The sequence below is a fragment of the Tabrizicola sp. genome, assembly GCF_031377265.1.
GTDB lineage: Bacteria > Pseudomonadota > Alphaproteobacteria > Rhodobacterales > Rhodobacteraceae > JAUYQR01.
In genome coordinates, this window is the sequence record NZ_JANMET010000258.1 from 19,737 (window position 1) to 30,376 (window position 10,640).

10 protein-coding genes are annotated in these 10,640 nt (G+C 63.0%); 6 read left to right on the forward strand and 4 right to left on the reverse strand.

Going from position 1 to position 10,640, the window contains the following annotated elements; genetic code table 11:
- Nucleotides 1-138: 138 nt before the first annotated feature.
- The 4 genes from RMO18_RS14750 to RMO18_RS14765 are packed head-to-tail and all read left to right on the forward strand — an operon-like array spanning nucleotide 139 to nucleotide 4,293.
- Nucleotides 139-1,551, forward strand: a complete 1,413-nt coding sequence (locus tag RMO18_RS14750; protein WP_309666897.1) for a deoxyribodipyrimidine photo-lyase — start codon at nucleotides 139-141, stop codon at nucleotides 1,549-1,551.
- Between the two features lie 58 nt (nucleotides 1,552-1,609).
- Nucleotides 1,610-2,824: a cyclopropane-fatty-acyl-phospholipid synthase family protein gene (locus RMO18_RS14755; RefSeq protein ID WP_309666898.1), complete on the forward strand. Its 1,215-nt coding sequence runs from the start codon at nucleotides 1,610-1,612 to the stop codon at nucleotides 2,822-2,824.
- 7 nt (nucleotides 2,825-2,831) lie between these two features.
- Complete coding sequence (locus RMO18_RS14760) at nucleotides 2,832-3,272, forward strand: TrgA family protein (RefSeq protein ID WP_309666899.1); 441 nt, start codon at nucleotides 2,832-2,834, stop codon at nucleotides 3,270-3,272.
- Between the two features lies 1 nt (nucleotide 3,273).
- Complete coding sequence (locus RMO18_RS14765; protein ID WP_309666901.1) at nucleotides 3,274-4,293, forward strand: NUDIX domain-containing protein; 1,020 nt, start codon at nucleotides 3,274-3,276, stop codon at nucleotides 4,291-4,293.
- A gap of 116 nt (nucleotides 4,294-4,409) precedes the next feature.
- Here RMO18_RS14765 and RMO18_RS14770 read toward each other — a convergent pair whose 3' ends face one another.
- From RMO18_RS14770 to RMO18_RS14785, 4 genes are read right to left on the reverse strand one after another with little or no spacing between them, the layout of a single operon-like run.
- Nucleotides 4,410-5,585 (reverse strand): Gfo/Idh/MocA family oxidoreductase, encoded by a 1,176-nt coding sequence (locus RMO18_RS14770; RefSeq protein ID WP_309666902.1) that lies wholly within the window; start codon nucleotides 5,583-5,585, stop codon nucleotides 4,410-4,412.
- Nucleotides 5,586-5,596: 11 nt separating this feature from the next.
- Complete coding sequence (locus tag RMO18_RS14775; protein ID WP_309666903.1) at nucleotides 5,597-6,433, reverse strand: sugar phosphate isomerase/epimerase family protein; 837 nt, start codon at nucleotides 6,431-6,433, stop codon at nucleotides 5,597-5,599.
- A 1-nt stretch (nucleotide 6,434) separates the two neighbouring features.
- On the reverse strand, nucleotides 6,435-7,490 hold the full coding sequence (locus RMO18_RS14780; protein WP_309666904.1) for a sugar phosphate isomerase/epimerase: 1,056 nt from the start codon (nucleotides 7,488-7,490) through the stop codon (nucleotides 6,435-6,437).
- 3 nt (nucleotides 7,491-7,493) lie between these two features.
- Complete coding sequence (locus RMO18_RS14785) at nucleotides 7,494-8,555, reverse strand: LacI family DNA-binding transcriptional regulator (protein ID WP_309666906.1); 1,062 nt, start codon at nucleotides 8,553-8,555, stop codon at nucleotides 7,494-7,496.
- 333 nt (nucleotides 8,556-8,888) lie between these two features.
- Between RMO18_RS14785 and RMO18_RS14790 the strand changes: the two genes are divergently transcribed.
- Both RMO18_RS14790 and RMO18_RS14795 read left to right on the forward strand, forming a co-directional pair.
- Nucleotides 8,889-10,127 (forward strand): ABC transporter substrate-binding protein, encoded by a 1,239-nt coding sequence (locus tag RMO18_RS14790; RefSeq protein WP_309666909.1) that lies wholly within the window; start codon nucleotides 8,889-8,891, stop codon nucleotides 10,125-10,127.
- Between the two features lie 122 nt (nucleotides 10,128-10,249).
- A partial coding sequence (locus RMO18_RS14795) for a carbohydrate ABC transporter permease (RefSeq protein WP_405054084.1) occupies nucleotides 10,250-10,640 on the forward strand: 391 nt, incomplete at its 3' end.

A 10,640-nucleotide genomic window follows, 5' to 3' on the forward strand; every position in this document is an offset into this window, starting at 1 on the left:
TCTTTTGTCTCGCCTCTGGCGCGTTCCGCACCAACCGGCTCGGGCGCGTATCCGACGGGAGTATTTTTGCAAAGAGCGAGCTTGTCGGTGTTCCTGTTTGGGTCTGCGCACGTAGTGTTTGCATGAGTGAGTGGAAAAATGACTGACGCGCCAGTGATCCTGTGGTTTCGGCGCGACTTGCGACTGGCCGACCAGCCGATGCTGGCGGCAGCGGTCGCATCGGGGCGGCCGTTGCTGCCGCTGTTCATCCTTGACCTGGAGACAGAGGCGCTGGGCGCGGCGGCAAAGTGGCGGCTGGGGCTGGCAGTGGACGAGTTCGCGCGATCCCTGGCGCGGATTGGACTGCAATTGACGCTGAGGCGTGGTTCGGCGCTGGCGGTGTTGCGGGCGCTGCAGGTGGAAACCGGGGCGGGCGGGGTGTGGTGGTCGCGGCTGTATGATCCGGCGGCGGTGGCGCGTGACACGGTGGTGAAGGCGGCATTGAAGGGGCAGGGGCTGGAGGCGCGCAGTTTTGCGGGCCATCTGCTGCACGAACCTTGGGATGTGGCGACCGGCGCGGGCGGGTTTTACCGGGTTTACACGCCGTTCTGGCGGGCGGTGCGCGCGCGCGACATTGCCGCCCCGGCCCCGGCGGTGCGCGCGGCACGCGGCGTGGTCGACTGGCCCGCCAGCGACCGGCTGCAGGAGTGGCGGCTGGGAGCTGCGATGCAGCGTGGGGCGGCGGTGGTGGCACGGCATGTGCGGGTGGGCGAAGCGGCGGCGGCTGACCGGCTGGCCGGGTTTCTGGACGGACCGGTCGCTGCCTACGCCGAGGCGCGCAACCTGCCCGGGGTCGAGGGTACCTCGCGGCTGTCGGAGAATCTGACCTATGGCGAAATCGGGGTGCGCAGCATCTGGCACGCGGGGATGCGCGCGATGCACGAAGGCCGTGCCGGGGCCGAGACGTTCCTGAGGGAGATCGTCTGGCGCGAGTTTGCCTACCATCTGATCCACCATTCGCCCGAGATCGCCACCCGCAACTGGAAGCCGGAGTGGGATGGTTTTCCGTGGCGTGCCGACAACCCCGATGCCGAAGCCTGGCGGCGTGGGATGACCGGCGAGCCTTTCGTCGATGCCGCGATGCGCGAGATGTATGTTACCGGCACGATGCACAATCGGGGCAGGATGATCGTCGCATCCTATCTGACCAAGCATCTGATGACGGACTGGCGCGTGGGTCTGCGCTGGTTCGAGGACTGTCTGACGGATTGGGACCCGGCGGCAAACGCGATGGGATGGCAGTGGGCGGCGGGATCAGGGCCAGACGCAGCGCCCTATTTCCGGGTGTTCAATCCAGAAACCCAAGCTGAGAAGTTCGACCCTGACGCGGGCTATCGCCGTCGCTTCATTGCCGAATTGACCCCTGATCCCGGACCGGACGCGCGTGCGTTCTTTGCGGCGGTGCCGCGATCCTGGCAATTGGATGCGCAACTGCCCTATCCTTCGCCGCGGGTTGCGCTAGCTGAAGGCCGGGCGCGTGCCCTTGCGGCATATGGGGCACGAAACTCTTGAGCGGTGTGCACGTATCTGAAACTGTGAGCGGCAATGAAAAAACCCTTGGGGAGGGGCGATGGAAGTTCTGACGACGGTGAAAGGCCAGCCGGGCCTGCCAAGGTACTTTGCCTCGGTCTTTGAAGCAGCAAAGCGCATTGGCGAAGGACGGCTGGATTTCGTTTTGCCGGACGGTCGGCGCTTTCGTGTCGAGGGACCAGAGCCGGGGCATGTGGCCGAGTTGCATGTGGTCAACCCGGATGTGTTCGCGCGGCTGATCCGTGAGGGCGATCTGGGGTTTTGTGACAGCTATCTGGACGGCTGGTGGACCGCGCCCGACCTGCAGGCCTTCCTTGATCTGGTTCAGCGCCCGGCCAACAACATCGTCAGTGACGGCTTTCCCGGCATGGTGCTGGTGCGGGCATTCGAGCGGTTCCGGTTCTGGCTGCAATCCAACTCAAAGGCGCAGGCGCGCAAGAACATCGCGCATCACTATGATCTGGGGAACGAGTTTTACCGACTGTGGCTGGATGAGACGATGACCTATTCGTCGGCCCTGTTTGTCACCGGGCAGGAAAGCCTGGAGGCGGCGCAGACCCTGAAATATGCCAGCATGGTGGATCAAATGGGCGCAAGTCCGGGTGATCATGTGCTGGAAATCGGCTGCGGTTGGGGCGGGTTTGCGGAATATGCGGCACGCGAGCGCGGGCTGAAAGTGACCGGGCTGACCATCAGTCAGGCGCAATATGACTACGCGGTGGACCGGATTGCCAAGGCGGGTCTTGGCGACCGGGTCGAAATAAAGTTGCAAGATTACCGCGATGAGACGGGCAGCTATGACGGGATTGCGTCGATCGAAATGTTCGAGGCGGTGGGCGAACGCTATTGGCCGGTGTATTTCAACACGCTTCGCGACAGGTTGAAGCCGGGCCGGCATGCGACGCTGCAGATCATCACCGTGCCTGACCATCGCTGGCATGTCTATCGGCGGGGGGTTGATTTCATTCAGAAATACATCTTTCCGGGCGGTATGCTTCCGGCACCAGCGGCCCTGCGGGCCGAGGTGGAGCGGGCCGGTCTGCATGTCAAAGGGTCGATGGAGTTCGGCGAAAGTTACAGCCTGACCCTGCGTCGTTGGCACGAAACCTTTGCTGCGCGCTGGTCCGAGGTGCGCCATATGGGGTTTGACGACCGGTTCAAGCGAATGTGGGATTTTTACCTGGCCTCTTGCGCTGGAGCGTTTCAGGGGGGAAACTGTGACGTGACGCAGATCACGATCACACGGCCAAGGTAGGACCCCTATGCCCACAGCCGCGAAGCTTGTTGCAGCAGTTGTCTTTGCTATCGTCGGCTGGATTGCGGCCAATGCGCATGTACCGGCCTTAGGCGAGGCGGTGAATGTGGGCGCGTTCCGCGAACTGGTCGGATTGCTGGGAATGCTGATCGGGTGGAGAGTGATGGGCCCGGCTGTAGGCCACGGGTATCAGGCGGCCCTGGGGTCGGGCATCAAGACGGCTGTTGTGCTGGCGTTCTTGGCGCTGCTGATCTTTTCGACGCGAGAGATGGTGCTGACCTCGATGAAGATGCGCTACGACGGGCCGGTGGACGCTGTGCTCGCGATCTTTCAGCTGATGCTAGAACATGCCCAAAAGATGCTGACCTTCAACGTGATCATAGTGCTTGTGGTAGGTGGGCTGGTTGGTGGCGTAATCTCGGAAAGAGCCAGCAAGCGCTGGTCCTGACGTGGCGCAGCTGTTTGGCGTTGGCGCGGGTTGGGGCCAGCTTGTCGGGCACAACCTACTGGGTGCGGGGGTAAGTGTCGGGGAACAGGCGGCACTTATCGGGCCTGCGGGCCAACGGGTGCCGGGCGCCTTCCTTGATGTGACGGATGCGAATTCCGATGCACAACTGCGCTTTCTAGCAGCGGCACTGGGCGTCATTGAGGACCCGGCGCTGGTTGAAACGTCGACAGGCGTGGTTCAGGTGACTGCGCTGGCGGCGTTGCCAGAAAGTTCAGTGACAGCGGAAGGCCTTGCCACTGCGGCGGCGATCATCGCGCTGCGGGGCCTGATGACGTCGGATCAGATCCGCGCCCGGCTGGGCTCATTGCGGGTGACCGAGGCGAGCCGGTTGCGGGCACATGCTGCGGTGGCGCGCGATCAACGGCTGGGTTCCGGCGAGGTTGTGCCAATCGGCATGCGGATGACCCATGCCGGTTTCTTTGCGGTGGAGGAGCGGCGGATCAGCTTTCGTCGCTTTGACGGCCGGATGAGCGAAACCGTTGGCCGCGAGATCTTTGTCAGCGGCGATGCGGTGACCGTGCTGCCCTATGACCCGCTGCGTGACCGGGTGCTGCTGATCGAGCAGATGCGGATGGGCCCGTTCGGGCGCGGCGATCCGCTGCCCTGGCAGCTGGAGGCGATTGCCGGCCGCATCGATCCGGGCGAGACACCCGAGGACTGCGCCCGGCGCGAGGCGGTGGAGGAGGCGGGCCTGGCGCTCGGGGCCTTGGAAAAGGTTGCCGAATACTATCCCAGCCCCGGGGCGATGACGGAGTATCTGTATTCCTACGTGGCGCTGTGCGCACTGCCCGATGGCGTGGCGGGGGTGTTTGGGGTGGCCGGCGAGGCCGAGGATATTCGGGGCCATCTTATCGGGTTCGACCGTTTCATGGGTCTGGTGACTTCGGGCGAGGTGTCCAATGCGCCGTTGCTGTTGACAGCATTTTGGCTGCAGCGTGAGCGGGGGCGGCTGCGCGGGTGAAGGCTGCGCGGGTGAAGGCTGCGCCCGAGGCCGGCCCCGGAGGGTTTCACACCCTCCGGACCTCCCGTGGGATATTTGGCGAAGAGGAAGTCAAATTTTAGTTTAAGTGGATGGAGTTACAGGTTCAGGCTGACCCATGCGCCGTTGCGGGCCGAGGAGCGCACGCAGGCATCGACGAAAGCTACGCCCTCCAAGCCTTCCTTGAGGCCGGGAAAGGTGGTGCCCGGCGGCAACGCCGTGTTGGCCTTGCGGGCAGTGATGGCGCGGGCGGCCTCGGCGTAGATGTTGGCGAAGCCCTCCAAGTAGCCTTCGGGGTGACCGGGGGGGATGCGGCTGACGCGGGCCGCCTCGGGGCCGGAGCCTGCGCCGCCACGGGTGATCAGGCGCTTTGGCTGGCCAAGCGGAGTGAACCAGAGGTAGTTGGGGTCCTCCTGCGCCCATTCCAGCCCGCCCTTGGTGCCGTAGACGCGCAGGCGCAGGCAGTTTTCATTGCCGGGGGCAACCTGGCTGCACCACAGCATGCCTTTGGCGCCGCCCTTGAAGCGCAGCATCACATGGCCGTTGTCGTCGACGCGGCGGCCGGGGACGAAGGCGGTGAGGTCGGCGGCCAGCGTGTCGAGCATCAGGCCGGTCACGAAATTCGCGAGGTTGAAGGCGTGGGTGCCGATATCGCCGGTGGAGCCGCCCGCGCCGCTGCGGGCCGGATCGGTGCGCCAGTCGGCCTGTTTCTGGCCGGTTCCTTCCAAGGGTTCGGTCAGCCAGTCCTGCGCATATTCGACCTGGATGACGCGAAGCTCGCCAAGGTCTCCCGCCGCGACCATGGCCTTGGCCTGCCGGATCATCGGGTAGCCGGTGTAGTTGTGGGTGAGGGCGAAGACGACGCCGGAGGCCTCGGCGGCTTTCGCCAGCTTCTTGGCTTCCGGCAAGGTGGCGGTCAGGGGTTTGTCGCAGATGACGTGGATGCCGCGCTTTAGGAATTGCAGGGCGACGGGGGCATGCATGTGGTTGGGGGTGACGATGGCAACGACGTCGATGCCGTCTTTCTTGCGGGCCTCGCGGCTGGCCATTTCGGCGAAGCTTTCATAGCAGCGCGCGGGGTCAAGGCCGAGGTCGGCGCCGGAGGCTTTCGACTTTTCCGGGTTGGAGGAGAAACATCCCGCGACCAGTTCAAACTGGTCGTCGATGCGGGCGGCAATGCGGTGGACAGCACCGATGAATGCGTCGCGTCCGCCGCCCACCATGCCAAGGCGAAGGCGGGGGCTGCGGGCGGTATGGGCGGCGTCGATAGGCATGGCGTTCTCCTTCAGGCAGCAAGGCCGCGCCGGATAAGCGCAATGGCCTCGGTGTAAACTTCGGTTTCAGAGGTGAAGAGTGGCCGCCAAACCCTTGTGGCAGCCGCGATATCGGGGAGCGCGTGACCGAAGGCCTCGACCGTCAGCCAGCCGTTGTAACCGGCGGCTTTCGCGGCGGTGATGGCGGGCAGGATCGGGGCATGGCCCCGGCCCGGGGTGCCGCGGTCGTTTTCCGAGATGTGGATGTGGCGGACGTGGCGCATGGTGGCCTGAAGGGCGGCGATGGGGTCTTTCTCTTCGATGTTGGAATGGAAGGTGTCGAAGAGATAGCCGTAGTTCGGGCGGTTCACGGCCTGAACCAGCTTTGCCGCGCGGTCGCAGGTGTTGAGCGCATAGCATTCGAAACGGTTCAGCGGCTCGACGGCGAGGGTCAGGGCGGAGCTTGCGTGATCGGCCATCGCGGTCTGGGTGCGGACCAGGCGCTGCCATTCTTCATCGCTGAGCGGAAGGCCGGAGAAGACGCCGAGGGGCTGGTAGAACGGCCCCCCGATCACCTCGGCCCCGAGGGCCACGGCGCAATCGACCAGTCCTTTCAGGTAGTCGATCCCGGCGGATTCATGGGCGGCGGAGAGGGGGTTGCGGGCCTCGTCCTGGACGATGGCGACGACGGTGGACATGAGGCCCTCGCCGTCGAGCATCGAGCGCATCTGGCGGTAGTAGGCGGGGTCGCCGGTGAAGATCGGCACCTCGACCCCGTCGTAGCCCGCGGCCTTGAGGGCGCGCAGGGTGGGAAGCAGACTCGTGTCGAGATGGGTCGTCCAGAGGAGGAGGTTGAACCCGATCTTCATGTCATTCGAGCCCCAGCATCCGCCGGTTGGCGGCGCGGTCGGTGCCGGCATCGGCGAAATCGTCGAAGGCCTTTTCGGTGACACGGATGATGTGGGCGTCGACGAAAGCGGCGCCTTCGCGGGCGCCGTCTTCGGGGTGTTTCAGGCAGCATTCCCATTCGACCACGGCCCAGCCTTCAAAGCCGTATTGGGTGAGCTTGGAGAAGATGCTGCCGAAATCGACCTGCCCGTCGCCAAGGCTGCGGAAGCGGCCGGCGCGGTTGACCCAAGGTTGGAAGCCACCGTAGACGCCTTGCCGACCGGTGGGGTTCAATTCGGCGTCCTTGACGTGGAACATCTTGATGCGGTCGTGGTAGATGTCGATATTATCCAGGTAATCAAGGTGTTGCAGAACGTAGTGTGACGGGTCGTAAAGCATGTTGGCGCGTTTGTGACCCTTTACCCGGTCAAGGAACATTTCGAAGGTCACGCCATCATGCAGGTCTTCACCAGGGTGGATTTCGTAGCAGACGTCAACGCCACAATCCTCGGCGTGGTTCAGGATCGGGGTCCAGCGGCGGGCAAGCTCGTCAAACGCCTCCTCCACCAAACCAGCGGGGCGTTGCGGCCAGGGGTAGAGGTAGGGCCAGGCGAGCGCGCCGGAAAAGGTGGCGTGGGCCGTGAGGCCAAGGTTCTTTGAGGCGGTGAGGGCCTTTTTGACTTGATCCACCGCCCATTCGGCCCGCGCTTTCGGGTTGCCGCGCACGGCGGGGGCGGCGAAACCGTCGAAGGCCGCGTCATAGGCGGGGTGAACGGCGACAAGCTGGCCTTGCAGGTGGGTGGACAGCTCGGTGATCTGGATGCCGTTCTCGGCGGCTTGACCTTTTAGCTCATCGCAATAGGCCTTTGATGTGGCAGCCTTTTCCAGATCGAATAGTCGACCGTCCCAGGACGGGATCTGCACGCCGACATAGCCGCAGTCGGCTGCCCAGGCGGTGATGGATTTCCAGGAATTGAATGGCGCGGTATCGCCTGCGAACTGCGCCAGAAACAGCGCCGGACCCTTCATCGTCTTCATTTTCTACCTCCGCTGCGGGCTATCGCCCGCTTCCACATGATCTGGTTGATCCAAGAATTGCCCGTCCTCGGCCAAACGCCGTTCGATCGCGGCGATCAGAGTGCGGGCGAGAAAATCGCCGGCTCGGCCAACATCTTCGTGCACCACGAGGATTTCCTTACGGAACCGTCGCAGAAACGAGATCGCCTCCTTCGCCACGAGATCGAAGTCAGTGCCCATCCGCAGTCCCGCCCGTTCTGCACCATTCACCGCAGCCATCGCCGCCGTGGTTGATCCTACCAGAATGCCGTCCGGCGGGTTCGGGGCGAAGCAGCGGTGAAACACCGCGTCCTCAATCTGTTCGGAGGAGGAGTCGCTGTTTACGTCGGTGGCTATCTCGAACCGTGCGCCAAGCAGGGCCGATTCATCGGCAAAGCCGGTAATCATGTGTCCGGAATAGCTGTGCTCGCGCGGCGGGGCCACCAAGAAGAGGCGCTGCCGCTGGCGCGCAACAAGGGCGCGGACGCCCAGGCGGGCGAAAACTTCGTTGTCGAAGTCGAAATAGGGATGGTCGATGCCCATGTTAGAGCGGCCATGCGCCGTGAACGGGAAGCCACGCTCGGCCATGTAACGGATGCGGGGATCGTCGGGCATGATCTGATTCAGCACCACGCCATCGGCGGACCCGGTTTCCACGATGTAGCGGATCGGGGTCATCGGATCCTGATCGCGGAAATAGGGCATCACGACCAGATGGTAAGCAGTGCCCCGCAGCGCCGCAGCGATCGAGTAGATCATCTGGGCGGTGTGGTTCATCACATCTGCTTCGGTGGAGAGCACCAGGGCGATGACATTGGTCTTGCCAGTGCGCAGACGCACCCCGGCGCGGTTGGGGCGATAGCCAAGCAGGGCCGCGGTTTCGCGGACCCGGCGCTTGGTTTCCTCGCCGATGTCGGGGGCGTCCTTCAGTGCGCGGCTGACGGTGGCGATGGCAAGGCCGGTGGCGGCGGCAATGGTTTTCAGGGTCGGACGCTCGTGCTCCGAATCAGCGGCAGTCAGGGCGACGGCGTCGTTTGTCAGGGGCATGCGTCCGATCCCCTTTGGCCGTCGGTATCGCGAGACCCTCGGCAGCCCGAATCAAGGGTTTCATCAAATGATTCGCACAGGCTTGTCGATGCTGCAGGCGCAGAACCAGAGCCAGCCAAGGCCCCCCTAAAGGCCTGTGCATCAAATAGTTCACCCGTGTTTCGGCGGCGCAGCATTTCGGTCGTATTGCCCTCCCATACGCGGACTATCAAAGGATTCAGGGCTTATTGAACTCTTGTCTGGGGCATGTTCACAAGCGAAAAGAGTCCTTGATCGGCAAAACTATAACGTTATAGAAATTGGCTATAACGATTTAGAAACCGGGAGGAATGGATGAAACTTACGAAACTGGCTTTTGCGCTTTGCGCATCGGTGGCCCTGCCAATGGCAGCGCATGCAACGGACCTTGAAGTCACCCACTGGTGGACCTCGGGTGGCGAGGCCGCTGCCGTGGCCGAGTTTGCCAAGGCGTTTGACGCGACCGGCAACAAATGGGTCGATGGCGCAATCGCCGGGTCGGGTGACGTGGCGCGCCCGATCATCATCAGCCGGATTCTGGGCGGCAACCCGATGGGTGCAACCCAGCTGAACCCCGGCAAGGATGCTGACGATCTGATCGCGGCTGGTCTGATGCAGGACCTGACCGAACTGGCCACGGCAGAAGACTGGGCGACCATCCTGCGCCCGAAATCGCAGATGGACAGCTGCACGCTGGACGGCAAGGTCTATTGCGTCCCGGTGAACCTGCATTCCGGTCAGTGGATGTGGACCAACCGCAAGGTCTATGAAGATGCCGGCATCGCACCGCCGCAGAACTGGGCCGAGATGATCGCCGCAGCGCCTGCGCTGAAGGAAAAGGGCATTATTCCGCTTTCCTTGGCTGAAGGCTGGCCGATTGGTCTGTTGACCGAAGATCTGATCGTGGCGATCGCGGGCGTCGACAACTATGTCGCCGTCTACAAGGACCGCAACATGGAGATGGCGCGCGGCCCTGAATTCGCGGCTGTGTTCAAGGCGATTGACGAGGCGCGACAGATCATCGACCCCAAGACCGTGGTTCCACAGTGGAACGACGCCGTGGCGCTGGTTATCCAAGGCAAGGCCGCGGCCAACGTGATGGGCGACTGGGCTGGCGGCGAATTTGCTGTTGCGGGCATGGTTGCAGGCAAGGACTATGACTGCTTGCCGGGTCTGGGTGTCGAGCCTGTGCTGGGCACCGGCGGGGATGTGTTCTATTTCCCAAAAAGCGAAGATCCAGAAGTAACCAAGGCACAACTGGCCATGGCCTCGATGATGGTGACCAAGGAAGTGCAGGTTGCCTTTAACCTGAAGAAAGGCTCGCTGCCGATGCGCTCTGACGTGGACCTGTCCGCGGCCAACGACTGCATGAAGAAAGGCCTCGAGATCCTCGACAAGGGCACCAAGGTGTTCCCGAACAACTCGCAGATGCTGGACCGCGACTCGCTCAACCAGATCAATGACGTGATGAAAGAGTTCTTCTCGGACCTTTCGATCACGCCGGAGGCTGCACAAGAGCAGTTCGCGGCAATCATCGAAGCTGCACCCAAGTGATCTTCGGATCAGTGGAAATCTGACAATCGGCCCGGCAGAAATGCCGGGCCGCGTTCTACCGGCACGGGGCGAGGCAGGAGCCTGACACGATGAAGCGGCCAAATCCCCTTACCCGAAACCTGATGTCGAAGCTTGCAGCGTCACCGATGATCTTCATCGTTCTGGTGGTGTTCATTGGCAGCACGATTTGGACGGTGGCCTCGTCCTTCACCGGCATCAAGACATTGCCGATCTTTACCCCGCAAGAGTTCTACGACAACTGGGTGGGCTGGGACCAGTATGTGCGGCTGTGGAACACGCCGCGCTGGATCACCTCGATCACCAATCTGGCGATCTACGGTATCCTTTATTCGGGCTTTGCCTTCATCATCGGATTTCTGCTGGCGGTACTGATGGATCAGAAGATCCGCGCCGAAGGGGTTTTCCGCACGATCTATCTTTATCCCTTTGCGCTGTCTTTCATCGTCACCGGCAAGGACTGGGCCTGGATTCTGAACCCCGCTTTCGGGCTGG

Bases quoted from the DNA above. Each gene is read 5' to 3' on its own strand.
- RMO18_RS14780 (WP_309666904.1), bottom strand. From the start codon at position 7,490: ATGAAGACGATGAAGGGTCCGGCGCTGTTTCTGGCGCAGTTCGCAGGC.
- RMO18_RS14790 (WP_309666909.1), top strand. From the start codon at position 8,889: ATGAAACTTACGAAACTGGCTTTTGCGCTTTGCGCATCGGTGGCCCTG.
- RMO18_RS14755 (WP_309666898.1), top strand. From the start codon at position 1,610: ATGGAAGTTCTGACGACGGTGAAAGGCCAGCCGGGCCTGCCAAGGTAC.
- RMO18_RS14785 (WP_309666906.1), bottom strand. From the start codon at position 8,555: ATGCCCCTGACAAACGACGCCGTCGCCCTGACTGCCGCTGATTCGGAG.
- RMO18_RS14770 (WP_309666902.1), bottom strand. From the start codon at position 5,585: ATGCCTATCGACGCCGCCCATACCGCCCGCAGCCCCCGCCTTCGCCTT.
- RMO18_RS14760 (WP_309666899.1), top strand. From the start codon at position 2,832: ATGCCCACAGCCGCGAAGCTTGTTGCAGCAGTTGTCTTTGCTATCGTC.
- RMO18_RS14750 (WP_309666897.1), top strand. From the start codon at position 139: ATGACTGACGCGCCAGTGATCCTGTGGTTTCGGCGCGACTTGCGACTG.
- RMO18_RS14775 (WP_309666903.1), bottom strand. From the start codon at position 6,433: ATGAAGATCGGGTTCAACCTCCTCCTCTGGACGACCCATCTCGACACG.